This is a genomic window from Priestia sp. Y58 (assembly GCF_029522095.1).
Lineage (GTDB): Bacteria > Bacillota > Bacilli > Bacillales > Bacillaceae_H > Priestia > Priestia megaterium_E.
On sequence record NZ_JAKWFL010000007.1, the window covers coordinates 155425 to 179297 of the forward strand.

At 37.6% G+C, this 23873-nt stretch carries 27 protein-coding genes and 2 riboswitches; of the genes, 18 read left to right on the forward strand and 9 right to left on the reverse strand.

Features of this window, described 5'->3' with window-relative positions; genetic code table 11:
• Positions 1 to 90: 90 nt before the first annotated feature.
• A complete protein-coding gene (locus tag MMB68_RS20720; RefSeq protein WP_014459877.1) occupies positions 91 to 489 on the forward strand; it encodes a hypothetical protein in 399 nt (132 codons plus the stop codon).
• A gap of 22 nt (positions 490 to 511) precedes the next feature.
• On the opposite strand, the gene ku is transcribed toward MMB68_RS20720, so the two are convergent.
• The 4 genes from ku to sspO all read right to left on the reverse strand — a co-directional run bounded on the left by ku (position 512) and on the right by sspO (position 2591).
• On the reverse strand, positions 512 to 1345 hold the full coding sequence (ku, locus tag MMB68_RS20725) for a non-homologous end joining protein Ku (RefSeq protein WP_221785045.1): 834 nt from the start codon (positions 1343 to 1345) through the stop codon (positions 512 to 514).
• Between the two features lie 150 nt (positions 1346 to 1495).
• Entirely contained in the window at positions 1496 to 1936 is a 441-nt protein-coding gene (locus tag MMB68_RS20730; protein WP_269870772.1) for an Hsp20/alpha crystallin family protein, read from the reverse strand.
• Positions 1937 to 2088: 152 nt separating this feature from the next.
• The gene (locus MMB68_RS20735; RefSeq protein ID WP_013057256.1) at positions 2089 to 2229 is read right to left on the reverse strand and encodes a small acid-soluble spore protein P; all 141 of its coding nucleotides are present in this window, start codon (positions 2227 to 2229) and stop codon (positions 2089 to 2091) included.
• Positions 2230 to 2441: 212 nt separating this feature from the next.
• Positions 2442 to 2591 (reverse strand): small acid-soluble spore protein O, encoded by a 150-nt coding sequence (sspO, locus tag MMB68_RS20740; RefSeq protein ID WP_277549294.1) that lies wholly within the window; start codon positions 2589 to 2591, stop codon positions 2442 to 2444.
• A 221-nt stretch (positions 2592 to 2812) separates the two neighbouring features.
• On the opposite strand from sspO, the gene acnA reads away from it, so the two are divergent.
• The 4 genes from acnA to MMB68_RS20760 all read left to right on the forward strand — a co-directional run bounded on the left by acnA (position 2813) and on the right by MMB68_RS20760 (position 6872).
• Positions 2813 to 5533 (forward strand): aconitate hydratase AcnA, encoded by a 2721-nt coding sequence (gene acnA, locus MMB68_RS20745; RefSeq protein ID WP_221785047.1) that lies wholly within the window; start codon positions 2813 to 2815, stop codon positions 5531 to 5533.
• 195 nt (positions 5534 to 5728) lie between these two features.
• Complete coding sequence (locus MMB68_RS20750; protein WP_013057253.1) at positions 5729 to 6328, forward strand: TlpA disulfide reductase family protein; 600 nt, start codon at positions 5729 to 5731, stop codon at positions 6326 to 6328.
• Positions 6329 to 6540: 212 nt separating this feature from the next.
• Entirely contained in the window at positions 6541 to 6684 is a 144-nt protein-coding gene (locus tag MMB68_RS20755) for an FbpB family small basic protein (protein WP_013057252.1), read from the forward strand.
• Positions 6685 to 6728: 44 nt separating this feature from the next.
• On the forward strand, positions 6729 to 6872 hold the full coding sequence (locus MMB68_RS20760) for an acid-soluble spore protein N (RefSeq protein WP_221785048.1): 144 nt from the start codon (positions 6729 to 6731) through the stop codon (positions 6870 to 6872).
• A 31-nt stretch (positions 6873 to 6903) separates the two neighbouring features.
• Here MMB68_RS20760 and MMB68_RS20765 read toward each other — a convergent pair whose 3' ends face one another.
• Positions 6904 to 7515 carry a hypothetical protein gene (locus tag MMB68_RS20765; protein WP_269870771.1) on the reverse strand — a complete coding sequence of 204 codons (612 nt, stop codon included), beginning with the start codon at positions 7513 to 7515 and terminating at the stop codon, positions 6904 to 6906.
• Between the two features lie 173 nt (positions 7516 to 7688).
• Between MMB68_RS20765 and tlp the strand changes: the two genes are divergently transcribed.
• The 3 genes from tlp (at position 7689) to MMB68_RS20780 (ending at position 9972) form a co-directional block, all read left to right on the forward strand.
• A complete protein-coding gene (gene tlp, locus MMB68_RS20770) occupies positions 7689 to 7931 on the forward strand; it encodes a small acid-soluble spore protein Tlp (protein ID WP_014459887.1) in 243 nt (80 codons plus the stop codon).
• Positions 7932 to 8043: 112 nt separating this feature from the next.
• Entirely contained in the window at positions 8044 to 9471 is a 1428-nt protein-coding gene (locus tag MMB68_RS20775; protein WP_416234871.1) for a phospholipase D family protein, read from the forward strand.
• 78 nt (positions 9472 to 9549) lie between these two features.
• Positions 9550 to 9972, forward strand: coding sequence for an acyl-CoA thioesterase (locus MMB68_RS20780; RefSeq protein WP_277549295.1), 423 nt, complete (start codon positions 9550 to 9552; stop codon positions 9970 to 9972).
• 41 nt (positions 9973 to 10013) lie between these two features.
• Here the strand turns inward: MMB68_RS20780 and MMB68_RS20785 are convergent, their stop codons facing one another.
• Both MMB68_RS20785 and plsY read right to left on the reverse strand, forming a co-directional pair.
• Positions 10014 to 10304: a HesB/YadR/YfhF family protein gene (locus MMB68_RS20785; protein WP_013057245.1), complete on the reverse strand. Its 291-nt coding sequence runs from the start codon at positions 10302 to 10304 to the stop codon at positions 10014 to 10016.
• 379 nt (positions 10305 to 10683) lie between these two features.
• On the reverse strand, positions 10684 to 11277 hold the full coding sequence (plsY, locus tag MMB68_RS20790; protein WP_013083364.1) for a glycerol-3-phosphate 1-O-acyltransferase PlsY: 594 nt from the start codon (positions 11275 to 11277) through the stop codon (positions 10684 to 10686).
• Positions 11278 to 11482: 205 nt separating this feature from the next.
• On the opposite strand from plsY, the gene MMB68_RS20795 reads away from it, so the two are divergent.
• The 4 genes from MMB68_RS20795 to MMB68_RS20810 all read left to right on the forward strand — a co-directional run bounded on the left by MMB68_RS20795 (position 11483) and on the right by MMB68_RS20810 (position 17663).
• A complete protein-coding gene (locus MMB68_RS20795) occupies positions 11483 to 11896 on the forward strand; it encodes a CoA-binding protein (RefSeq protein ID WP_221785051.1) in 414 nt (137 codons plus the stop codon).
• A gap of 333 nt (positions 11897 to 12229) precedes the next feature.
• Positions 12230 to 14206 carry a DNA topoisomerase IV subunit B gene (parE, locus tag MMB68_RS20800; RefSeq protein WP_221785052.1) on the forward strand — a complete coding sequence of 659 codons (1977 nt, stop codon included), beginning with the start codon at positions 12230 to 12232 and terminating at the stop codon, positions 14204 to 14206.
• Complete coding sequence (gene parC, locus MMB68_RS20805) at positions 14203 to 16629, forward strand: DNA topoisomerase IV subunit A (RefSeq protein ID WP_221785053.1); 2427 nt, start codon at positions 14203 to 14205, stop codon at positions 16627 to 16629. Before parE ends, parC begins: the two co-directional genes overlap by 4 nt.
• A 212-nt stretch (positions 16630 to 16841) precedes the next feature.
• Positions 16842 to 17663 (forward strand): alpha/beta fold hydrolase, encoded by an 822-nt coding sequence (locus MMB68_RS20810; protein ID WP_221785054.1) that lies wholly within the window; start codon positions 16842 to 16844, stop codon positions 17661 to 17663.
• Here the strand turns inward: MMB68_RS20810 and MMB68_RS20815 are convergent.
• Entirely contained in the window at positions 17649 to 18290 is a 642-nt protein-coding gene (locus MMB68_RS20815) for a LysE family transporter (protein ID WP_221785055.1), read from the reverse strand. The genes MMB68_RS20810 and MMB68_RS20815 overlap by 15 nt on opposite strands.
• 152 nt (positions 18291 to 18442) lie before the next feature.
• Here MMB68_RS20815 and MMB68_RS20820 point away from each other — a divergent pair, with 152 nt between their 5' ends.
• The 5 genes from MMB68_RS20820 to MMB68_RS20840 all read left to right on the forward strand — a co-directional run bounded on the left by MMB68_RS20820 (position 18443) and on the right by MMB68_RS20840 (position 21157).
• Positions 18443 to 19210 (forward strand): YqcI/YcgG family protein, encoded by a 768-nt coding sequence (locus tag MMB68_RS20820; protein ID WP_264407575.1) that lies wholly within the window; start codon positions 18443 to 18445, stop codon positions 19208 to 19210.
• A complete protein-coding gene (locus MMB68_RS20825) occupies positions 19185 to 19493 on the forward strand; it encodes a cupin domain-containing protein (protein WP_013057236.1) in 309 nt (102 codons plus the stop codon). Before MMB68_RS20820 ends, MMB68_RS20825 begins: the two co-directional genes overlap by 26 nt.
• Before the next feature lie 21 nt (positions 19494 to 19514).
• Positions 19515 to 20102 carry a cysteine hydrolase family protein gene (locus MMB68_RS20830; RefSeq protein ID WP_221785057.1) on the forward strand — a complete coding sequence of 196 codons (588 nt, stop codon included), beginning with the start codon at positions 19515 to 19517 and terminating at the stop codon, positions 20100 to 20102.
• A gap of 91 nt (positions 20103 to 20193) precedes the next feature.
• Positions 20194 to 20685, forward strand: a complete 492-nt coding sequence (locus tag MMB68_RS20835) for a GNAT family N-acetyltransferase (RefSeq protein WP_221785058.1) — start codon at positions 20194 to 20196, stop codon at positions 20683 to 20685.
• 103 nt (positions 20686 to 20788) lie between these two features.
• A complete protein-coding gene (locus MMB68_RS20840; RefSeq protein ID WP_264407574.1) occupies positions 20789 to 21157 on the forward strand; it encodes a hypothetical protein in 369 nt (122 codons plus the stop codon).
• Between the two features lie 36 nt (positions 21158 to 21193).
• On the opposite strand, the gene MMB68_RS20845 is transcribed toward MMB68_RS20840, so the two are convergent.
• Positions 21194 to 22633, reverse strand: a complete 1440-nt coding sequence (locus MMB68_RS20845) for an amino acid permease (protein WP_013057233.1) — start codon at positions 22631 to 22633, stop codon at positions 21194 to 21196.
• Positions 22634 to 22735: 102 nt separating this feature from the next.
• Positions 22736 to 22920: riboswitch (Lysine riboswitch) on the reverse strand.
• A gap of 174 nt (positions 22921 to 23094) precedes the next feature.
• Positions 23095 to 23195, forward strand: a riboswitch (TPP riboswitch).
• Positions 23196 to 23227: 32 nt separating this feature from the next.
• Here MMB68_RS20845 and thiT point away from each other — a divergent pair.
• Positions 23228 to 23836 carry an energy-coupled thiamine transporter ThiT gene (thiT, locus tag MMB68_RS20850; protein WP_047751853.1) on the forward strand — a complete coding sequence of 203 codons (609 nt, stop codon included), beginning with the start codon at positions 23228 to 23230 and terminating at the stop codon, positions 23834 to 23836.
• Positions 23837 to 23873: the final 37 nt, after the last annotated feature.

A 23873-nucleotide genomic window follows, 5' to 3' on the forward strand; every position in this document is an offset into this window, starting at 1 on the left:
TCCTGTTGAATTTTCTAGAATAGTAGAGAATAAAACCGTATCGAAAAGAAGTCGTATCATGTGCAGAGAACGTATCAGGAGGACAACGAAGTGAAAAAGATTCTACTATTCACGTTAGTAGCGCTATTGGCAACTTTTTTTATTGACAGGGTATACAGCGAACGCAACCAAGCGCAACTTCAGCAAACCGTAATTAATGAAATTAAAAAAACAAATCAAAGTAAAGAAGAAGCTTCCATCCTTGATTTTAATGAATTATGTGATTTTAGATGGGATAAAGTATATGTTTTTGGACCGGAAACGACCCGCAGTGAGGTAAATGAAAAGCTGGGCTTCAATTGGTCTGAAGCAAAAGCAAAAGGTATTGGAAAAGATAAAAAAGATAACTTTATTGTTTTTGTAGAAAATGATCAAGTAACGCAATATTTAAAAATACCGGCGTCATATGGAGCTATTGTTCCTAAGACTTCTGTTGCAAATGAAAGCTAACGAACTTCTTCGTTAGCTTTTTTTATGCTTTCTTTTTTAAGGATGACGTTTTTTTCTCTGCTGTTGATTTTGTCGGCTGTAAAGTAGAAGGATCTATGCTCACCTTTAACATTTCCATTAAATGTCGAATATCTCGTTCTTCGCTTCCGCTTACTTTTGTAACTTCGCCTTGATTTATTTTTTGTTGAATGACGCTTTGTAAGGCATCTCGGTAGTTGTTTTTGTAAATAGATGGATTAAAAGAAGTAGATAGCTTATCAATTAATTCCACCGTCACTTGTGTATCACTTTCATTAATGGAAGAAGTACTGGATAAGTTAGGCACATCTGTGACTGAACGGAGCTCTTCTTCAAAATGCATCGTGTGAAGAACAAGAGAGCCACCAACGGAACGAATAATTGCCATTTGCTGCTTGGAATATAAAAATACATTGGCAATGCCGACTTTATTCGTTATTTCAAGTGCATTTAATAAAGTATAATAAGCTTTTAGGCTCGTTTCTCCAGGAGAAATATAGTAGGGCTTATCAAAAAACAGGGGATCAATGTCATCTAACGAAACAAAGTGTAACAATTCAACGGCTTTGTTTGTTGCAAAGGGCTCTTTGACACTGTCAATTTCCTGTTGTGAAAGTACAACAAACTGACCGGTCGCGGTTTCGTATCCTTTAACCAGTTCATCGGATTCTACTTCTCGTCCACACGTTTGGCAATGTTTTTCTTGATGAATGGGTGTATGGCAAACGGAGTGCAGTGTGCGCAGCTTTACATCTTTTTCTTCAATTGCTCCGTGCAGTTTAATAGGGATATCAATTAATCCAAAGCTGATTTTACCTTTCCAAGCAGTATGAAGCATAAACGTTCTCCTTTTACTCTTTTTTAGTAGTGTGCCGTAAAATAAATTAGATATCCCATTGTTTTGAAAAGAAGAATATTCTTAAAGAACTATGTGCTAAATAAACAATTAAATAATTCCAATAAAGCTGCAGAGACAACATCTGCAGCTTTATTGGAATTCAATAGGGACTATTTGCTGATTAGATTCATTTGTCTTATGTTTAGAAATCGTAATTTCAAGGATTTCGTTACTAAATGTAGCGGTAATTTTTTTATTCATCAATGGAAATGGAAAGTCGATTGTACGTTCAACGCTTTCTTCCATTTGTTCTCTTGCAAGCGTTCCTTGCTTTTCGTCATGAAATTCTCTAATGCAGTATTTTTTTGCTGTCAGCTGTAAGTGGTCAGCATGTATCTGAACGATAATATCCTTAGGGTGATACCCTAATAATTCAGCTTCGACAATAAATGATTGTTCTGTTTCAAATAAATCTATACGAACGGAATCATAATCTAAATAGCTCATAAAGGGATTTGAAAGCATGACTTCTAACAACTCTTGAAAGCCTTTTACAAACATTTGGTCTGCTGGCAGACGCTTGTTTTTCATTTCTGCGTTCCTCCATTATTTAAACTGTTTCACTTTACTATCATATGCGCGTTTATGTACTTAGTGAACTCCTGTGCAAAGAATAAGCTTGAAGTACTAGCTGCCTTTTCTATGCATAAAAAAGCAAGCTCTGTATAGAGCTTGCCGCTGTTTTACATATCATGTCCGCTATTGTGTTTTTGGCGAGAATGCTTACGGTTCTTTACTTTATGAGATCCGCTTAGCGGTTCGGGCTGTCCAGAATTGCTTTTTGGCGCATTTCTTCTGATGTCTTTGCTGCTGTTTTTGTTCATAGTTAAACCCTCCCTTTCATTTATTAGGGTGGGATAGTGACAGGGGATTTATCCGATGAAAAATTCCCCTTTCTAAAAATAGGTTTAGCAAAAACAGGAAATGGGAACAGAAAAAAAGCGCCATATATAATGACGCCTTCTCGTTAGATTTCATGGAGTTAAACGATTTTGCTTTTCTAACTAGTGATTAGTATATCCAATAAGAGAGTGTTTTATTGATTTTTTTTGCGTTTTTTATTATTTTGTTTCTGTTGTTCGGTTAATGGTTCATTTGAAAATTCTTCATTATAACCCGCTCCTTTTCCTTGAGCGCTAGCCGCGTTATCTCCAGGAATGACGTGGTTGGACTTGCGTTTAGCCATGTTGAATCACCTCCGTTTCTAGCATGCGTAAAAATCAATGAAATATGAATTATTAGAAAAATAAAAGGCAGATGGAAAAAAGTTATAAGTGAAACTTATGTTAATTAATAACATTCTTTTTATTTACTTATGTATAATATTATATTAAGATAGATGGTGAAGGGAATAGAGGATGGGGTAAGTAAATCCTTTATACATAGAATTTTAAGGGGGTAAAAGCAATGACTAAAAAAGACGTTTTTAACGCTCGTTCGTCATTCGATCTTAATGGCAGCACATATAATTATTACCGCTTACAAGCTTTAGAGGAAGCAGGTTTAGGTAACGTATCTAAGCTGCCGTATTCAATTAAAGTATTATTAGAATCTGTTCTTCGTCAGGTAGATGGCCGTGTTATTACAAAAGAACACGTCGAAAACCTTGCAAAATGGGGAACAAAAGATATCAAAGATATCGATGTTCCTTTCAAACCATCTCGTGTTATTCTTCAAGATTTCACTGGAGTTCCAGCGGTTGTAGACTTAGCGTCACTTCGTAAAGCAATGGCTGATTTAGGAGGAGATCCTGACAAAATCAATCCAGAAATTCCAGTAGACCTCGTTGTCGACCACTCCGTACAAGTTGATAAAGCAGGTACAGCTGACTCATTACGAATTAATATGGACCTTGAATTTCAACGTAATACAGAGCGCTATAATTTCTTAAGCTGGGCTCAAAAATCATTTAATAACTATCGTGCAGTTCCGCCAGCTACTGGTATCGTGCATCAAGTAAATTTAGAATATTTAGCAAACGTTGTTCATGCTGTTGAAGAAGATGGCGAATTCGTAGCTTTCCCTGATTCTCTAGTAGGTACTGACTCTCATACAACGATGATTAATGGTATCGGTGTTTTAGGATGGGGTGTTGGCGGTATTGAAGCGGAAGCAGGCATGCTTGGTCAACCTTCTTATTTCCCAGTTCCTGAAGTAATCGGTGTTAAACTTGTTGGTGAATTACCAAACGGTACTACAGCTACAGACTTAGCGTTAAAAGTTACGCAAGTGCTTCGTCAAAAAGGAGTAGTCGGAAAATTCGTTGAATTCTTCGGTCCTGGCGTAGCAGAACTTCCATTAGCTGACCGTGCAACAATTGCTAATATGGCTCCTGAATACGGTGCAACATGCGGGTTCTTCCCAGTTGACGCAGAGGCATTAGCATACATGCGTTTAACAGGAAGAGATGAAAAAGACATTCAGGTTGTCGAACAATATACAAAAGCAAATGGTTTATTCTTCACACCAGAAAATGAAGATCCAATTTTCACTGACGTTGTTGAGATTAACCTTGCAGAAATTGAAGCGAATCTTTCTGGTCCAAAGCGTCCGCAAGATTTAATTCCACTTTCTCAAATGCAAACAGAATTCAAAAAGGCTTTAACAGCTCCTGTTAGCAACCAAAGCTTCGGACTTGATGCTAAAGACGTGGATAAAGAAATTACGTTTAAGCTTGCAGACGGTTCAGAAACAACAATGAAAACAGGTGCCATTGCCATTGCGGCTATCACAAGCTGTACGAACACATCAAATCCTTACGTCTTAGTAGCAGCTGGTTTAGTTGCCAAAAAAGCAGTAGAAAAAGGATTGGATGTTCCAGCTTATGTGAAAACGTCATTAGCACCAGGTTCAAAAGTAGTAACGGCTTACCTGCAAAATTCAGGATTACTTCCATACTTAGATAAAATCGGCTTTAACATCGTAGGTTACGGCTGTACGACTTGTATCGGTAACTCTGGTCCATTAGCAGCTGAAATTGAAGAAGCGATTGCAGACAACGACTTGCTTGTAACGTCTGTTCTTTCAGGAAACCGTAACTTTGAAGGACGTATTCATCCATTAGTAAAAGGTAACTACCTTGCTTCTCCGCCGCTTGTTGTAGCATATGCACTGGCTGGGACGGTAGATGTAGATTTACAAAAAGATCCAATCGGTATTGATACGGACGGAAATGAAGTATTCTTTAGTGACATTTGGCCTTCACAAGATGAAATTAAAGAAGTTGTTAGCCGTACGGTAACGCCTGAATTATTCCGTAACGAGTATGAGCGCGTATTCGATGATAACGAGCGCTGGAATGAAATTAAAACAAGCGAAGATGCTCTTTATACCTGGGAGAATGATTCAACGTACATTCAAAACCCACCTTTCTTTGAAGGGTTATCAGAAGAGCCAGGTGAAGTAGAACCGTTAAATGATCTTCGCGTAGTAGCGAAATTTGGTGACTCAGTGACAACGGATCACATTTCACCAGCGGGTTCAATTGCAAAAACATCACCTGCAGGTCTTTACCTTCAAGAAAACGGTGTAGAGCCAAAAGACTTTAACTCATATGGTTCTCGTCGTGGTAACCACGAAGTGATGATGCGCGGTACGTTTGCAAACATTCGCATTAAAAACCAAGTAGCTCCTGGTACAGAAGGCGGCTGGACAACACACTGGCCAACAAATGACGTAATGAGCATTTATGATGCTTGTATGAAATACAAAGAGCAAGGTACAGGTCTTGTTGTACTTGCAGGTAAAGATTACGGCATGGGAAGTTCTCGTGACTGGGCAGCAAAAGGCACAAACCTTTTAGGTATTAAAACAGTAATCGCTGAAAGCTTTGAGCGTATTCACCGTTCAAACCTAGTATTAATGGGTGTTTTACCTCTTCAATTTAAAGATGGTGAAAGCGCGGATACATTAGGTTTAACTGGAAAAGAAACAATTGCAGTAGCAGTTGATGAAACAGTAAAACCACGTGATCTTGTAAAAGTAACAGCAACTGATGAAGCTGGAAACAAAAAAGAATTTGAAGTGCTGGTTCGTTTCGACAGTGAAGTTGAAATTGATTACTATCGCCACGGTGGTATCCTTCAAATGGTGCTTCGTGATAAATTACAGTCTAAAACACATGCGTAAGTTATAAAGAAAAAGAGCGGTTCTTGTGAGCCGCTCTTTTTTTATGCAAACACACCGCTTTCGACAAAAAGTGAGAGGGAAATATGCTATATTATAAAAGAAAATGCCCTATAAAAGGATTATTTTAGTAGATATTGCACATATCTATTAGTACATAGATTATCACTTTTTAGAAGAAATAAAGGAGCCGATCATATGGTTAAAAAAATAATTGCGGTCTTGCTTCTAGTAGGCTTTCTTAGCTACGCACTTTGGCAAGGGCTTTCTCCAAATGAAGCATCCGATAATTCTAACTTAAGCGAATACAAGGATTTAAATATCAAAAAAGGCGATAGTGCTCGTCAGGCTTCGGGTCAAGCTTATGGGTTGGAACCAAAAGATACAGCGCCTCCGTTTACACTGTCAGATACGAGCGGGAAATCCGTTCAATTATCGGACTTTAAAGGAAAAAAAGTCATTTTAAACTTTTGGGCAACATGGTGTCCGCCGTGTCAAAAAGAAATGCCCGATATGCAAGCGTTTTATGAGAAATATGGAAACGATGTACAGCTGCTTGCGGTTAATTTAACTTCGTCAGAAGGCAGTAAACAGGCAGTATCTAAGTTTCTTAAAGAAAAACAGTTTACGTTTCGTGTATTATTGGACGACCAAGATAGTGTAGGAAGTAAAAAATATCGGGTTTCCACCATTCCGACATCTTACTTTATAGATGAAGAAGGGAAAATTGTTCAACGAGTGAATGGTCCAATGACGCTTAAACAAATGGAAAACTTTGCTCAACAAGCAGCGAATTAACTTCGCTGCTTGTTTTATTAAAAATGAAACTTATTGACTTTACCATCGTATACATAGATAAGTCAGTAAACATGTCAAACTTTCTTACAACTTTTCAAAAAGTATGTTTACTTATCTGACAAATTGGTTACAATATAGATAGTTATATGATATCAGTTTCTTTAGATTTTTCAGATTTTTCATAAAAATTACATAAAGTAGGTGTTGAAATCATGAGAAAATTACGCAAACGTTCATTTGAAGAGTTAGTGCAAGAAAATAAAACGCAGCTGTTAAAAGATCAGTCAGAAATTGAACGCATCGAAATGGAAATTGAAAAGCGGTTAGAAGATCGTATGCTTGAAAGAGCTGAATAATTTTAAAGTAAGTTGGTTAGAGTAACGGTGAGGAGGGGATAAGCATGGGAAATCCTAAAAAACAAAGCAAATCTTTTGTTCCGAATCACATCGGCACTCAACCGAGAGAAGCTGGTGGAAATAACGGAAAACAAATGCAAGATAAATCCGGCAAGCATCCTCAAGTTATTCAAACCAAAGGTGAATGAATAAAAAGTCGCTGAATTCAGCGACTTTTTATTATTTGAATTCTACCGTGAATAAATAAACGTAAGGATTGCTCGAAATAAGCTCTTTAACGACTTCTCCATCGTCGGTTGAAAGCGGAGCAACTCGTATGCCACTGCCATCGTCACCAAATAAAGCAGCAACTGGATATGTTTTATTCATTTTTACTTTTTGTTTTTTCTCTAATCCAGTAAAGGAATAGCCGTTCATTTTTTTTGGCTTTTCCGCTTCTATTCCTAGGTTTGTATCGTTGCTGCCTACATTAAACATAACTTTATGCGCATCATCATCGATTTTATATGTAATAGCAAACATGTCAAATTCTTTTGAAACAGTCAACCCTCCTGAAAATAAAGGCTCTTTTGCTTTTCCCTTTTCATAATAAGTAGCTTTTACATAAGCTTCTTTTGTGTCATTAGGAGCTTTCACATCGTATGCAATGATATTGCTTTTGTAGTCTAAATTTGTCACGGCTAACATCTTTTCTTCATGTTTTGAGTAATGATGAGGCTTCATAAAGGCACTTACTGTTAACTTTGATGCTAATGAGGTTTGCGACATAAAAAATACGGCAAGCACTGCAATAAAAATGACGCTTAGTAATGTTATCATTCGTTTGGTCATAGCGATTCCCCCTTTGTATGTATATATTACCATATTATGTATGTTTTTATATATACATTTTAGTTTTATTATAATCATATTATGTAAACTAAAATCATTTTTTTCCACTTATAGAGATGAACAAATCCGGCATACTACAATTGTAACAAAGTTATTTTGAGGAGGAAGATACAATGGCATGGAATAAATCAAATCCAGACGATCGCAGTGATAACGTTGAAAAATTACAAACAATGGTCCAAAATACAATGAAAAACATTGAAGAAGCAGAAGAAGCAGCTGCATGCAGCACTGAAGAAGAACGTCAGCGCATTCAGCAAAAAAATCACAATCGTGAAGTAAGTATCGAAGCAATGCGCAGCGAAATAAAAGATGAGTCAGAAGCTCGTCAAAATGGTTACGAAGGTACGATTTAATAAATAAAACAGCGACAATAAGCAGCTAAAAATAAACGGTTTTAGCTGCTTTCTTTCTATATTTTTTTAGTAAGGTCAATACTAATACAAACTAGCGAAGAGGTTTATGTAGGTGAAAAAGCACGTGAAAAAGAAAATAGTAAGGATTTTGGTCAGTTTACTTGTCGTCTTGATTATTGTGGGCTCTTATCACACGCATAAGCCCTTGCCTAAAGGAGTTTCATACGAAAGTAAGCCTCACAAAGTAGAAGATGTATTTCTTTTATCAGACCTAACGTATCAAGACCAGCAGACGTCTGTTTCTGAACAACATATTTTTCAAGCAGTTACAAATGCGATTGATGACGCAAAAGCTTTTATTATTATGGATATGTTTCTATTTAATGGCTACTATAACCAAGGCGAAACGTTTCCTCACCTTAGTGATACGCTTGCAAGTAAGCTGATTGAAAAGAAACGAAAACATCCTCCTATCGAAATCGTCTTTATTACAGATGAAATCAATACAACCTACGGCTCACATGATTCAAAGTGGTTAGATTCACTGCGGCTAAACGGAATCAAAGTGGTACAAACCAATTTATCTAAGCTCAGAGACTCCATTCCACTGTATTCTTCAGTGTGGAGAACGTTTGTTCAGTGGTTTGGTGAAAAAGGAAACGGATGGATCACCAATCCTTTTGGAAATAATGCGCCTAACGTGACGGCCCGTGCTTATTTTAAGTTGTTAAATGTAAAAGCTAATCATAGAAAAGTAGTAGCAACAGATCAAAGCATTATTATCTCCTCTGCTAATCCTCATGATGCAAGTTTTTATAACTCTAACATGGCCTTTGAAGTAAAAGGGAATATCATTGGAGATGTGGTAAAAAGTGAACAAGCGGTGTCAGATTTTTCTTACGGAGGAAAGTTACCTCGGTATAAGAAGAAAGAAAAAGAAAAGGGAGACCTCTATGTTCAGCTGTTAACAGAAGGTAAAATCTATAAGCACGTATTAAATGATTTAAGTCATGCTAAAAAAGGTGACGATGTATGGCTTGGCATGTTTTATCTTGGAGATCGAGACGTAATAAAGGCGCTTTTGAAAGCTTCTAAACAAGGCGTAAACGTACGATTAATTTTAGATCCTAATGAAAATGCGTTTGGAAGAAAGAAGTTCGGACTGCCTAACCGTCCAGTCGCAGCAGAACTTGTGAAAAAATCTAAAGGAAATATTAAAGTTCGCTGGTATCATACGGGAAAAGAGCAGTATCATCCTAAAACTTTATTTATTCGGAACAAAAAAAATGCAACTATTATTGCAGGAGCAGCAAATTTCACAAAACGAAATTTGGCTGACTTGAACTTAGAAACGGATATTAAAGTATCAGGACCTTCTCACAAAAAGGTTATGACCGAACTAAACGCTTATTTTGACCGCTTATGGACAAATAAAGACTACACATATACACTTCCTTATAAAAGGCATGAAAATAAGATGACGCGGCTGGAAATGCTGATATATCGCATTCAAGATGCGCTTAGTCTTACAACATATTGAGTAAGAACCAAACTAGTAGGAGTATATTCTCCTTATATGGTAAGATAAAACAGTAACAGTGCAAGAGGAGGTAAAATCATGCTAGTATCGAAGAAAGAAATCGAAGTGCGCTATGCAGAAACTGATCAGATGGGCGTTGTGTATCATGCTAACTATTTAGTATGGATGGAAATAGGTCGAACGCAGTTTATTAGTGATTTAGGTTTTAGCTATGCACAAATGGAAAGAGACGGTGTGCTGTCGCCAGTTATTGATATACAGGCTTCATATAAAAAGCCGCTTCATTATGGCGAGACAGCTGTAGTACATACTTGGGTTGAGAGCTATGACGGGCTACGCGTTGTGTACGACTACGAAATTTTTAATTCAAATGAAGAACTTGCGTTAACAGGAACATCGTCACACGTATGTGTGAAAAAAGAAAACTTTAAGCCTATTTCAATTCGCCGTAATTATCCGGAATGGCATAAAGCCTATGAAAATGCCAAAAAGCAGGGTTAAGCGCAAGAATAAAAAGCATCGATAAATCGATGCTTTTTTTCTTACGCTTCGTAATGAAAGTCAGGTTCTTTTGTTTCTTCATTATAATTTACAGTCAAATCATGACCATCAAAGTACCAAAGGTCTTCATCTTCTACGAAGAATGTTAAACCGTCAACTTTTGTTTCAACGCCAACGTTTTTAGGAGAATCTGTGTTTACACCTAAAGAAAAACCTTTTTGAACGTTGCTGCACCCGCCGTAGCGAACAAAAAAGCGAATTGTTTCATTTCCTTCTAGCATCATTTCGTCTTTGTACCACGTAGCTGCTGCTTCTGTTACTGTTAATTTCATTAATTATGCTCCTTCCAATACTGCGGATACATTTATTATAGTAGAAAGGTAGATAAATTACCAATATATACGAATCCAGCTAGGAAGGAATGAGATAAAATAAAATAAAACGATTTAATATAGAGGTGAAGGCTTCATTTCTATATTAAATCGTTTCATTCTTTCATTTGAAATCATATTGTTTTCCAATGGTTTCCCAGCAGTGAACGCAGTAGCGGCTTCCTTCTAGCTGTGAATCCATTTTCTTATTTCGTTTGCAAATGGGGCATTTTTTCTTCACATCATTCACCTCCTTATTTTAGTATCAGTATAACTAATAAATAAGAAATGTATTCGCTTACAAAGTCGTTATAAAAAAAGAAATAAGAGGAAGATCCTCTTATTTCTTTTTACCTGACAAAAATGTGACTTTCGGTTCTGTTTTGTTAAGAATTCGGGTAATGTTTGCGCGGTGTCTGTAAATGACAAAGGCTACAATTAAACCAATAATCATAATAAGCATGTAGTCTTGTTTAAACAGCGTGTAGATAAAGGTTAATACCCCGGTAACCATTGATGACAGTGATACATACTTCGTTATGTATAAGCAGATAAAAAAACATAATAGTACGAAAGCAAATAAAAGAGGTTCATAACACAAAATCACTCCGGCGGACGTGGCAACAGCTTTCCCGCCTTTAAATTTCGCGAAAACAGGAAAAATATGACCAATGACAGCAAATAAACCAATGAAGAGAATGTTTTGATTCGTATTAAATAAAAGCGGTAAAGAAGCTGCTAGGGTTCCTTTTAGAATGTCTCCAAGCGTAACGATAATTCCGGCTTTTACGCCCAATGTACGAAAGGAGTTGGTGCCGCCTAAATTGCCGCTTCCATGCTCTCGTATATCGATGCCGTATCCTAGTTTTCCAACAACTAGTCCAAAAGGAATAGAGCCCAAGATATAGGCAAGAATAGGTAATAAATAATTCATGTTTGAAAGCTCCTTTATTTCTATATCGTTTCTATTTTACCATGAGATACTTAAAAAAACATAGCTAGTTTTGGGTGAGAGACAATTATTTTAAAAAAAGAAGACGTTTACAAAAATAGAGAAAACGGGTACTATATGCAGGAAATCAACTATAAATCACGAATGTTGTTCAGTACATATTATATAGCTAAGAGAGGTAATAGACATGTCCATTAAAATTCCTTCCCGTCAAGAGCTTGGTAAAATATTAAAAAAAAGCAAGCGCATTGCTGTAGTAGGTTTATCAGATGATCCTCATCGAACGTCTTATATGGTTTCAGAAGCCATGCAGCAGCAAGGTTATGAGATTATTCCGGTGAACCCGACAATCAACTCAGCGCTCGGCGTAAAAGCCGTATCTTCATTAAAAGAAATTGAAGGGCATATTGATATCGTTAATGTATTTCGTCGCTCTGAGCATTTGCTTGAAGTTGCAGAAGAGTTTTTAGAAGTAGACGCAGACGTATTTTGGGCACAATCTGGTTTAATTAATGAAGAAGCATATGACCTGCTCGCTAAAAAAGGGTATACTGTAGTTATGGATCGTTGTATAAAAGTTGAGCATGCTTTAACAAAGTAAGATCTATAAGCAGAACAACCAACCCATGCACACTGCTTGCATGGGTTTCACCATGCGTTGAAATAGCAAGAGCGTTTCCGCTACAATAGACGTTAGACAGCTAGCTTTATAATGCTTATAATCCATGAATACACAAGATATTGCTTTTATAATACGGAAATTTGTGCTAAAATCTTGTAAGTACGCAAAAATAGAAACATACGTTCTGTTGATGCGAACACTATAAAATTAAAAGATAGGATACATGATCATTTATTCTTAGACACGAAGCGCAAACGTTTGTGTTTCATACATAATGTAGTAATGTTCGTTGTGATGAAAGGGGTAGTATGAATGGCTCGGAAACAACAATTTAATTATAATGAAGATGCAATTCAAGTACTAGAAGGATTAGATGCCGTTCGTAAACGTCCTGGTATGTATATTGGAAGTACGGATACACGAGGTCTGCATCATTTAGTATATGAAATCGTCGACAACTCTGTCGATGAAGCTCTAGCAGGCTACGGAGAAGAAATTATTGTAACCATTCACAAAGATAATTCAATTTCTGTACAAGATAAAGGTCGAGGTATGCCAACGGGCATGCATAAACTAGGAAAACCAACGCCTGAAGTTATTTTAACCATCTTGCATGCAGGAGGTAAATTCGGACAGGGTGGATATAAAACAAGCGGAGGCTTACACGGAGTAGGTGCATCTGTTGTAAATGCGCTGTCTGAATGGTTGACTGTAACCATTCATAGAGATGGATTTATTTATGAACAGCGTTTTGAAAATGGAGGAAAGCCGGTTACGACGCTAGAAAAAATAGGGAAAACGAAAAAAACGGGAACAACGATTCATTTCAAACCGGATGCCACGATTTTTTCAACAACTGTGTACAATTATGATACGCTTTGTGAACGGCTCCGCGAATCGGCTTTTCTGTTAAAAGGATTCAAAATAGAGTTAATCGATAAAAGGCATGATCGTCACGATATCTTTCATTATGAAACAGGTATTCAAGCCTTCGTTTCATATTTAAATGAAGAAAAAGATTCACTTCATCCAGTCGTCTTTTTTGAAGGGATTCACCATAATATTGAAGTTGAATTTGCCTTTCAATTTAACGATGGTTATTCTGAAACCATTTTATCATTTGTTAATAATGTTCGTACCAAAGATGGTGGAACGCATGAGTCCGGTGCAAAAAGCGCTATGACCCGTGCATTTAATGAATACGCCCGTAAAGTGAGCCTGCTAAAAGAAAAAGACAAAAACTTAGAAGGAACAGATATACGAGAAGGCTTAGGAGCCATCGTTTCCGTTAGAATACCTGAAGAATTGCTTCAGTTTGAAGGACAAACAAAAGGAAAGTTAGGTACAAGTGAAGCTCGTTCGTCCGTAGATGCAGTTATTTCTGAAAAACTTGCCTATTTCTTAGAAGAAAACCCAGACGTAAGCTCTCTTCTTGTAAAAAAAGCAATCAAAGCTGCTCAAGCGCGTGAAGCAGCACGAAAGGCGAGAGAAGACGCAAGAAACGGGAAGAAACGAAAGCGTCAAGAAACCGTTCTAAGCGGGAAGTTAACGCCTGCGCAATCAAGAAATCCTCAGCGAAACGAACTGTATTTAGTCGAAGGGGATTCCGCCGGAGGTTCAGCAAAACAAGGAAGGGACCGCCGCTTTCAAGCTGTGCTGCCACTGCGAGGGAAGGTTATCAATACCGAAAAAGCCAAGCTTCAAGATATTTTTAAAAACGAAGAAATTAGTACGATCATCCACGCGATAGGCGGAGGAGTAGGAGCAGATTTCACCATCGATGATATTAACTACGATAAAATAGTCATCATGACCGATGCGGATACGGATGGCGCTCATATTCAAGTGCTTCTTCTAACGTTTTTCTACCGCTATATGAAACCGCTTGTGGAAGCAGGAAAAGTATTTATTGCTCTTCCACCACTCTACAAAGTAAGTAAAGGGTCAGGTAAAAAAGAAGTGGTTGAATATTCATGGAGTGACGAAGAATTGCAAGGTGCTATTGATAAGGTAGGAAGAGGCTATATGATTCAGCGCTATAAAGGTCTCGGTGAAATGAACGCAGATCAGCTTTGGGAAACAACAATGAACCCAGAGACGCGTACGCTGATTCGTGTCCGTATTGATGATGCTGCTCGCGCTGATCGTCGTGTGACCACTTTGATGGGCGATAAAGTAGAACCACGCAGAAAATGGATTGAAAGCAACGTAGCGTTTGGGTTAGAAGAAGATCCAAATATTTTAGATAATGAAAATGTATTAACGGTCGCAGAGGAGGACGCACAATGACACAAACAGAACGCTTTTTAGATTTACCTCTTGAGGATGTACTAGGCGACCGTTTTGGTCGATACAGTAAATATATTATTCAAGAGCGTGCACTGCCGGATGCAAGAGACGGGTTAAAACCCGTTCAGCGCCGTATTTTATACGCAATGCACGTAGATGGAAATACAGCAGAAAAAGGTTTTCGCAAGTCAGCTAAAACAGTAGGGAACGTAATTGGTAACTATCACCCTCATGGTGATTCATCTGTATATGATGCCATGGTTCGAATGAGTCAAGAATGGAAAGTTAGAAATGTATTGATCGAAATGCATGGAAACAACGGAAGTATTGATGGAGATCCCCCAGCAGCAATGCGTTATACAGAAGCTCGCCTTTCATCGATTGCTGCAGAACTTCTACGAGATATTGACAAACAAACGGTTGAGTTTGTGTCTAACTTCGATGATACAAGCAGCGAACCAACTGTGTTACCGGCTATGTTTCCTAACTTGCTAGTAAATGGATCCACGGGTATTTCAGCTGGTTATGCTACAGAACTTCCTCCTCATCATTTAGGTGAAGTAATTGACGCAACGATCATGCGAATTGATAAACCAACGTGTACAATTGAAGAGTTGATGACGGCTATTCAAGGTCCTGATTTCCCTACGGGAGGAATCATTCAAGGGGTAGACGGGATTAAGAAAGCCTACGAGACAGGTAAAGGAAAAATTATTATTCGCGGAAAAACGGAAGTGGAGTCCATTCGCGGCGGAAAACAGCAAATTGTCATTACGGAAATTCCGTTTGAAGTAAACAAAGCCAACCTTGTTAAGAAAATGGATGAGCTTCGTTTAGATAAAAAAGTGGAAGGCATTGCTGAAGTTCGCGATGAAACGGATCGTACCGGTCTGCGCATCGTAGTAGAATTAAAAAAGGATGCAAATGCTCAAGGAGTACTTCACTATCTTTATAAAAATACGGATCTGCAAGTACCGTATAATTTTAACATGGTTGCTATTGCTAAAAAGCGACCAAAGCTTATGAGCTTGGCTAACATTCTTGATGCTTATATTGATCATCAAAAAGAAGTGGTAACAAATCGTTCTAAGTACGAACTGCAAAAAGCACGTGAACGTGAACACATTGTAGCGGGATTGATTAAGGCACTGTCGATTTTAGATGAAGTTATTGCGACCATCAGAGCTTCTAAAGATAAGCGCGATGCTAAAAATAATTTAATTGCCAAATATGAATTTACAGAACCTCAAGCAGAAGCGATTGTGTCGCTTCAATTATACCGTTTGACAAATACGGACATCACAGCTCTACAAGCGGAAGCTGAAGAGCTAGGTGCTAAAATTAACGAGTTAGAAGAAATCTTACATAGCGAGAAAAAACTTTTTAATGTAATCAAAAAAGAATTACGCCGTGTAAAAAAGCAATACAGTACAGAACGCCGCTCAAAAATTGAAGCGGAAATCGAAGAAATTAAGATTAATCTAGAAGTGATGGTTCCATCTGAAGAAGTGATGGTGACAGTCACAAAAGACGGATACGTAAAACGAACAAGCCTTCGTTCTTACGCCGCGTCTAACGGGCAAGACTTCGGTATGAAAGATACGGACCGAATTTTAGCGAAGTATGAAATTAATACAACCGAAACCCTGCTCATCTTCACAAACAAAGGGAATTATTTATATATGCCAGTGCACGAACTTCCTGATATCAGGTGGAAAGACATGGGGCAGCATATCATGAACATTGTTCCAATTGATAAAGAAGAGCAAATTGTACAGGCGATACCGGTAAAAGAATTTAAAGAAAATCAGTATCTGCTTTTCTTTACGAAAAATGGTATGGTCAAAAAATCAGAATTACTTCAATATAAAGCACAGCGCTACTCCAAAGCTCTTGTCGCCGTTAATTTAAAAGGTGATGATGAAGTAGTCGATGTATATCAAACGGATGGTAAAAAACAAGTGTTTATTGCCACTCGCTCTGGCTACGGACTGCGTTTCCGGGAAGAAGAAATCAATATTGTAGGAACTCGCGCTTCTGGTGTGAAAGGAATTAACTTAAAAGACGATGATTATGTTGTAAGCGGCGTTATCTTCGATGAAGATGAAGCTCTATCAACTGAATTATTTATCGCCACGCAGCGAGGAGCTGTGAAAAAGACAAAAATTACTGAGTTTGAAGAATCATCACGAGCAAAACGAGGGCTAGTGATGGTCCGAGAACTAAAATCTAATCCGCATCAAATTGCAAAAGTAAAAGCAATCTCTAAAGAACATTATATGATAGTGGAATCATCTAAAGGTCAAATCGAGCAGGTTGATCCGTCTACAATGCGAGCTAGCGACCGATACAGCAACGGTTCGTTCGTATTGGACCAAAGCGAAGCTGGCAATTTAGTTGATGTGTGGCTGGAAGAAAAATAACAAAAAAAGTAGTAAAGTTTTTAAAGCTTTACTACTTTTTTTGTTCAATATTTTTAAATTAAACTATGTTCTAAATAAACAATATAAAAGAATTACCCTACTCCTCATCCCAAATAAACATAATACACCTCCTACACAAGCATCTAAGAAACTTTTGAATGTTCCAATTGTCCTAAACATATATATAAAAGAACAACTAGGAGGTGTTATACATGAACTATTTTATTCACGTAACTCCTAAGACTAAACTTTTTGTTCGGGACATTGGAAAAGGGGAAGCCGTTCTTTTCCTTCATGGATGGCCTGTTAACGCTAAAATGTACGAATATCAATTTACAACATTGCCGGCCCGAGGTATTCGATGTATCGCTCCTGATCTTCGAGGATTCGGAAAATCAGATGCGCCTTTCACGGGCTATTCTTATAATCAATTAGCGGATGATATTCGCATGTTAGTAGAAAGACTGGGACTTAAAAATTATACGCTCGTAGGCTTTTCTATGGGGGGAGCCATTGCCATACGATATATGAGTAGACACTTAGGGTATGGCGTGAAGAAGTTAATTTTATTAGGGGCAGCGGCTCCAAGCTTTATTCAAAAAACTGATTTTCCATATGGACTTCCAGCTGAAGAAGTAAATACAATTATTCAAAATACGTATAGAGATCGTCCTAACATGCTTGAAGACTTTGGGAAAAAATTTTTTAATCAGCCTACCAGCGCAGCTTTTAGAGGATGGTTTCAAGATTTAGGTTTAGAGGCATCTGGCCATGGAACGATTAAAACTGCGGTGTCTTTACGAGACGAAGACTTGCGGGAAGATTTGAGTCAAATTTTCGCTGAGACATATATATTACACGGAAAAAAAGATCAAATTTGTCCATTTGATCTTGCAAAAGTTATGAATCGTCATATTTCATTTTCTACACTTCTTTCATTTGAAAATAGTGGACACGGTCTTTTTTATGATGAACGTGAGAAAGTAAATGACACCCTTATTGAACTCATCAATAAAAGCTCAGCCGATAAGTAAGGATACACATTTAAAACCGAATTGGCAGCCAAATAAAAAAAGTAGAAAACCAGCACCTAACGTAATGAGGCGAAAAAGCTTAGGCGTGATAAATTTTCTTGTAAAATGAATGCTGCTCGCAATATTTAAATTCCAAAGAAGGATGCCAAAGATAATAAAGAAACTGTGAAAAAAGACAGATAACCACGTTTGACTTTGGAGGCTTTCGCTTAAGCTTGACCCGAATACACCAAACCAAAACACAATATTTAAAGGGTTCATAAGAGCAATAAAAAAACCTGTAAAAAACGACTTATCTTTTTTAACAGAAGGGTTATTTACATCTACTGAAAAGGAACGAGAGACAGCTTGCTTCATACTTTGAAAGCCAACAAATGTGAGCATGACAAAACCCGTTGCATACAGGACAACCGTAACAGCCTGCATTTGAACAAAAGGCGTTAACCCTATTAAAATGAGAAGCATAAATAAGATATCGGCCGTCATGCCCCCTAAACCAACTAGCCAAGAAGCCCAAAATCCTTTTGTCAGACCTCTTTTAATCATCTCTATATTGATTGGACCTACCGGTGCTGCGAGACTAACACCTAGAATTATTTGTTTTATAGCAATCAAAAACCACTCCAAAAACACAGCCTCCTTTCTAACTTGTCCAACAGTAGCTTATATATATATAGATTAGAGTTTTATAATTTAGAAGCGGGATTTAGTTAAAAATACTCATAAACTTTCTTTTTTTTAATACACATGTAACGTTGAGTTCCATAAGGAGGGTTTTAATGGCATCAAAAATGCTTTTTCGAGCTAATGAGATTTTAGAGTCAACGCATGTCCCGTTCTGGGGAAAAGATGCTTTTCAATATTTCCAAAGCGATATATTATCAGAAGAAAATCCATTTCCTTGTATATTAGGGGTAGAAGGCTTTAAAAAAGATTTACTGCGTTTTTCATTTGTGACTACTCCTTATAACTACCAAGATATTAGGAATACAGCGTCGGCACTTAGAGAATACATAGATACGTTCAAGACCATAGGTCGCTATACATCTTTTGTGTTATTCTTTAAGCCTGAACATAAAGAACGTTCAATGGAAGAGTACGAAACGATGTTTTGGGATACGCTGACGTTTCTTCATCAAATTGATCAAAAGAAATGGCCGCAAGACATTCCAAAAGATCCAAAAGATGCATTATGGGAATTTTGCTTTCACGGAGAACCTATTTTTGTCGTCTGTAATACGCCTGCTCATTCTTTACGTAAAAGTCGTAAAAGCAGAGGATTTATGATTACATTTCAGCCTCGATGGGTGTTTGAAGGGATGACAGGAGATTCAAAAATAGGGAAGCACGTACAAAAGGTCGTCCGTGATCGGTTGAAAACATATGATGACGTATCAGCTCATCCTGAATTAGGATGGTATGGACAGCAGGAAAACCGAGAGTGGAAGCAATATTTTTTGCACGATGATAACAACTATACTATCGGACAGTGTCCGTTTAAATTAAAAAGGAGTGAGCAGCATGGACGTAAAAAAAGCCTCTATTAAAAAAGGAGTTGGCGGAAAGTTTGAAGAAGTAATTAAAGAACTGCTTCCGGCGTATACTGGATACGTTGAAGTACAGCACGATATTGCTTTTCAAACGCATCCATCTCATACGCATCCAACTGATGAAATTCTTCATATACTTGAAGGATCTATTTACTTTACAGTTGAACGTGATACGGTTCTATGTCAGGCAGGAGATCGCATACATTTACCGAAACAAACGGTTCATTCTTCAAAAGCCGGTCCTGATGGGTGCACATACGTTATTTCCATTTTAAAATAAAGACGAAAGAAGATGATGCTTATGCTACGTTCCCGGCCAGTGCTGCTGCTTATCGATGTGCAAGAAGGATTTTATTCACCACAGTGGGGGGAAAGAAATAATCTAGAGGCAGAAAAACATATGCTGACGCTACTGCAAGCATGGAGGCGCCAAAATTATCCTGTCATTCACGTACAGCATGCTTCGGAAAATCCAGATTCTCCTTTACACCCAAGTTCGAAGGGGTTTCAATTCAAGGAAGGATTTGGTCCACAAGAAGATGAATACTTAATTCGCAAACACGTGAACAGCTGCTTCATTGGAACAGAGCTAGACAGTTATTTAAAAGCAAATGGCTATGATACGCTTATCTTAATAGGACTAACTACTAATCACTGCGTCTCTACGACTGCCCGCATGGCTGGAAATCTAGGGTACAGGACGTACGTTGTAAACGATGCAACAGCTTGCTTTGATTGTATGTCCTACGATGGAAAGACAAGGCTTCCTGCAGAAGATGTACATACATTCGCACTGTCTTCTTTGCATGAGGAATTTGCAACGGTCGTTTCTACAAAAGAGACACTTCAAGTTCTTCAAACCTTTCAATATGCTCAAAATCATAACTGATGTGCATGTGCACATCGGTTTTTTTATGTAGATTATGTTTATTAAAAGAAGTAAAATAAAGATAATTCTATACTATAAGGAGTTTGTACATATGATCATTCGTTATGCTAAAGAAGAAGATTTACCTATGCTTGTTGAAATTTATAATCAGTCCGTTCAAAAAAGTGCTGCTACTTTTGACTTAACGCCTGTAACGGTAGAACAAAGAAGGGGCTGGTTTAATAATCATATTAGCAATGAACTTTTTCCGCTTATTGTTGCGGAAAAAGATGGGGTAGTAGCGGGCTATGCTTCGCTTTCTTCTTATCGAGATAAAGAAGCGTACATTCAAACGGTAGAGCTATCGATTTATATTGATAAAAATCAGCAGGGGTATGGCATTGGAAAACAGCTTATGAAGCGAATTTTGGAATTGGCTAAAGAACTCAACCATCACGTTGTCATTTCAGGGATTACAAAAGGGAATGATATCAGTATCAAAATGCATGAGCAATTTAATTTTACATTTTGCGGAGAATTTAAAGAAGTAGGCTGGAAATTCGATCAGTGGCAAGATGTGCTTTTTTATCAGCTTATTTTATAAGATGTATGACACCTTTACACATTGTAACGTTTTAGTTTCATGTGTAAAGGTTATTAAAATAATAAGTCATTTTATTATTTTAATACGAAAGGTGTTAGCTATCATGAATACACATTTTCAATATCAGCATATAAGAGCTATTCCAAAAAGATGGTCCAAAAAAGAACTGCATATCCAGCTGAATAGAATCAAACACAATTCTGAACTATCTACTATAACAGCAGATCCGCTTTTTCATCTGTTACAATGTACTCGTTCGGGCCTTCAAACTAAGCAAGAAATCATAGACTACATCCAAAGCATTCCTACTCATCAACTTCCATCTTTTGTAACCCATTTAAGCAGGTTAATTCAGCATATTTATTATATAGAAGCTGCTGATTACTGCAATCGTCCCCTCAAAGGTTATATGCTTGTTATGAAAAAACAGCCCGCCTATATATCTCTACATTTTGCTGATCAGATCACATAAAAAAAGCTCTCTATTCTTTTGAATAGAGAGCTTTTTTTATTCGTATTTTTTCACTGTTACTTGGCATTCTTTTAACGGAATAAGCTTTGACTTTTTCGTCCATTTGTATCCTAACCAAACAATTAAGAATAAAGGAAGTCCGATATAAGAAACAAGTACACCGTACCAGTCAATCGAATCACCCATAAACGCCGAATAGTTTTGACCTAAAATAACAACAGCACATAAAATAAAGGCAAAGATAGGACCAAACGGGAAAAGTTTTGCATGATATGGAAGTTCACTCAAATCATGACCTTGGGCAACAAATGCTCTTCTAAAACGATAGTGGCTGATTGCAATTCCTAACCAAGCAATAAAACCAGACATACCAGAAGCGTTAAGTAACCATGTGTATACCGCACCGTCTCCAAAAAATGAAGCACCAAATGCAAGTGTACCGACAAGTGCCGTTGCGATTAAGGCATTAACTGGAACGCCTCGTTTATTCACTTTTGCTAAGAACCTTGGTGCTTTTCCATCTTTCGCTAAGTTCCACAGCATACGCGTAGAAGCATACATACCTGAGTTACCAGCAGATAAAACAGCTGTTAAAATAACGGCATTGATAGCCGATGCCGCAAACGCCAGACCTGCTCGTTCGAATATTAGAGTAAACGGACTTACCCGCACATCATCACTTGCTAATGAATCCGCTGTGTATGGAATAAGCATTCCAATAACAAAAATAGCTAAAATATAAAATAACAAGATGCGCCAGAAGACTTGTTTAACTGCGCGAGGAACCGTTTTTTCGGGATCTTCACTTTCTCCAGCCGCGACTCCAAGCAACTCTGTTCCTTGGAATGAAAAACCAGCAGCCATAAAAATACCTAGTACAGTAAAGAATCCACCGTGAATCGGTCCATCACCAAGCGTGAAGTTTTTAAAACCTGGTGCTTCATTGTTAAAGATACCAAAAATCATCATAATACCAATAACTAAAAAGATGATAACCGTTACTACTTTAATTAACGAAAACCAAAATTCAGATTCACCAAATCCTTTTACAGAAAGGTAGTTAAGCCCAAACATAATTAATAAAAACAGGGCACTCCATAAAATAGAAGAAGAGTTTGGGAACCAAAATTTCATAATAAGGGCTCCAGCGGATAATTCAGCTGCAATCGTAATAGCCCAGTTATACCAGTAGTTCCAGCCGAGAGCGAAACCAAAGGATGGATCTACAAAACGAGACGCATACGTACTAAATGAACCAGCTTCAGGCATATAAGCTGCGAGCTCTGCTAGGCTGGTCATCAAAAAGTAAACCATGACGCCAATGATAGCGTAAGCTAAAAGCGCTCCCCCAGGTCCTGCTGTGTGAATTGCTCCACCACTTGCTAGGAATAAGCCGGTTCCAATGGCTCCTCCTAATGAAATCATCGTTAAGTGGCGAGATTTCAACCCACGTTTTAATTCTTGCTGCTCTTGCATAGATAAATACTCCTTTCGAATGTACGGAAAGAGACGGGATAACATAAAAAAAGCCCGCAGTATATGTGCGCGCTTTTAAATCTGAAAACCGCGTCAACCTTCCGTGAAGATAGCTCTTCACATCACTCGCATGATGTGACAGTTCTGTTCCTGTTCGGAGACAGCCCCAGCTTAAATCAACCGAGAAGTGATCTAAACTTCGGCAATTTTTCCTTTCAAGCAACATCCTCAATGTTCTCTGCATTTCCGTTACTTTACTATTAAAAACTGCGACCTCTACCTCATCGATTAGGATGAGGGTTTTTTATATTCAATTGACATAAAAGAAGTATAACAAATACTAAAACGATTGTCATTATAAAAAATAGATTCAGAAAATAGAAACATCTTTGAAATCTCTCGAATCTATTTTGTTACATATGGTATAATAAACATTGTCTTTATACTACATAAATATCCAAACGTACCACAGGGGGAGCCGCCGTGCTGAGAGTGAACGAAATGTTCAGACCCTTAGAACCTGTTAGTTAACGCTAGCGTAGGAATGTGGGAATAGTAGCATATATTTGCTTACTCCTGTGTAAACCGTTTGATATGAATGATTCAAAAACAGGAGTGAGAAACGTGAATAAAGCATTACCTTTACAGGCTAAAATTGAAATAGCTATTTTTGCAGCATTGGCACTTCTACTTGACCTTTTGCCTTCCATTAAGATTGCAACGGCTGTAAGTATTTCGTTCTCCATGGTGCCCATTTTTATTATGTGCTTTCGCTGGGGAGTAAAAGGCGGGGCTCTATCTGGTCTATTATGGGGGCTTTTGCAGTTAGCGACAGGAACGGCTTATATTTTAACAGCGCTACAAACATTTATTGAATATATTGTGGCTTTTGCTTTTATAGGTTTTGGAGGTATTTTTTCACAATCTATTAAAACAAATTTAGCTACCAATAACAGATCAAAAGCTTTTGTTTTGATTGTTTTATCCCTTATTATCGGAAGCTTCGCACGTTATTTCTGGCACTTTATTGCTGGTATTATTTTCTGGGGATCGTACGCACCAAAAGGTATGTCCGCTCTGTGGTATTCTTTTTCAATGAACGGTATTTCAATGGTAGGGTCACTAATAGCCTGCTTAGTCATTCTTTCATTGTTAATTCCATCGGCATCAAGAATGATTGTAACTAAATCACATTCATCATAAGAAAAAAGACTAAATCTACCAAGATTTAGTCTTTTTT

What these genes read in the sequence shown, in the direction of transcription:
- MMB68_RS20810 (WP_221785054.1), top strand. Translation starts at nt 16,842, where the DNA reads ATGAACTATTTTATTCACGTAACTCCTAAGACTAAACTTTTTGTTCGG.
- MMB68_RS20755 (WP_013057252.1), top strand. Translation starts at nt 6,541, where the DNA reads ATGAGAAAATTACGCAAACGTTCATTTGAAGAGTTAGTGCAAGAAAAT.
- MMB68_RS20840 (WP_264407574.1), top strand. Translation starts at nt 20,789, where the DNA reads ATGAATACACATTTTCAATATCAGCATATAAGAGCTATTCCAAAAAGA.
- thiT (WP_047751853.1), top strand. Translation starts at nt 23,228, where the DNA reads ATGAATGATTCAAAAACAGGAGTGAGAAACGTGAATAAAGCATTACCT.
- parE (WP_221785052.1), top strand. Translation starts at nt 12,230, where the DNA reads ATGGCTCGGAAACAACAATTTAATTATAATGAAGATGCAATTCAAGTA.
- tlp (WP_014459887.1), top strand. Translation starts at nt 7,689, where the DNA reads ATGGCATGGAATAAATCAAATCCAGACGATCGCAGTGATAACGTTGAA.
- MMB68_RS20750 (WP_013057253.1), top strand. Translation starts at nt 5,729, where the DNA reads ATGGTTAAAAAAATAATTGCGGTCTTGCTTCTAGTAGGCTTTCTTAGC.
- MMB68_RS20825 (WP_013057236.1), top strand. Translation starts at nt 19,185, where the DNA reads ATGGACGTAAAAAAAGCCTCTATTAAAAAAGGAGTTGGCGGAAAGTTT.
- MMB68_RS20795 (WP_221785051.1), top strand. Translation starts at nt 11,483, where the DNA reads ATGTCCATTAAAATTCCTTCCCGTCAAGAGCTTGGTAAAATATTAAAA.
- MMB68_RS20730 (WP_269870772.1), bottom strand. Translation starts at nt 1,936, where the DNA reads ATGAAAAACAAGCGTCTGCCAGCAGACCAAATGTTTGTAAAAGGCTTT.
- plsY (WP_013083364.1), bottom strand. Translation starts at nt 11,277, where the DNA reads ATGAATTATTTATTACCTATTCTTGCCTATATCTTGGGCTCTATTCCT.
- sspO (WP_277549294.1), bottom strand. Translation starts at nt 2,591, where the DNA reads ATGGCTAAACGCAAGTCCAACCACGTCATTCCTGGAGATAACGCGGCT.
- MMB68_RS20780 (WP_277549295.1), top strand. Translation starts at nt 9,550, where the DNA reads ATGCTAGTATCGAAGAAAGAAATCGAAGTGCGCTATGCAGAAACTGAT.
- MMB68_RS20735 (WP_013057256.1), bottom strand. Translation starts at nt 2,229, where the DNA reads ATGAACAAAAACAGCAGCAAAGACATCAGAAGAAATGCGCCAAAAAGC.
- MMB68_RS20820 (WP_264407575.1), top strand. Translation starts at nt 18,443, where the DNA reads ATGGCATCAAAAATGCTTTTTCGAGCTAATGAGATTTTAGAGTCAACG.
- MMB68_RS20830 (WP_221785057.1), top strand. Translation starts at nt 19,515, where the DNA reads ATGCTACGTTCCCGGCCAGTGCTGCTGCTTATCGATGTGCAAGAAGGA.
- MMB68_RS20760 (WP_221785048.1), top strand. Translation starts at nt 6,729, where the DNA reads ATGGGAAATCCTAAAAAACAAAGCAAATCTTTTGTTCCGAATCACATC.
- parC (WP_221785053.1), top strand. Translation starts at nt 14,203, where the DNA reads ATGACACAAACAGAACGCTTTTTAGATTTACCTCTTGAGGATGTACTA.
- ku (WP_221785045.1), bottom strand. Translation starts at nt 1,345, where the DNA reads ATGCTTCATACTGCTTGGAAAGGTAAAATCAGCTTTGGATTAATTGAT.
- MMB68_RS20765 (WP_269870771.1), bottom strand. Translation starts at nt 7,515, where the DNA reads ATGACCAAACGAATGATAACATTACTAAGCGTCATTTTTATTGCAGTG.
- acnA (WP_221785047.1), top strand. Translation starts at nt 2,813, where the DNA reads ATGACTAAAAAAGACGTTTTTAACGCTCGTTCGTCATTCGATCTTAAT.
- MMB68_RS20845 (WP_013057233.1), bottom strand. Translation starts at nt 22,633, where the DNA reads ATGCAAGAGCAGCAAGAATTAAAACGTGGGTTGAAATCTCGCCACTTA.
- MMB68_RS20785 (WP_013057245.1), bottom strand. Translation starts at nt 10,304, where the DNA reads ATGAAATTAACAGTAACAGAAGCAGCAGCTACGTGGTACAAAGACGAA.
- MMB68_RS20835 (WP_221785058.1), top strand. Translation starts at nt 20,194, where the DNA reads ATGATCATTCGTTATGCTAAAGAAGAAGATTTACCTATGCTTGTTGAA.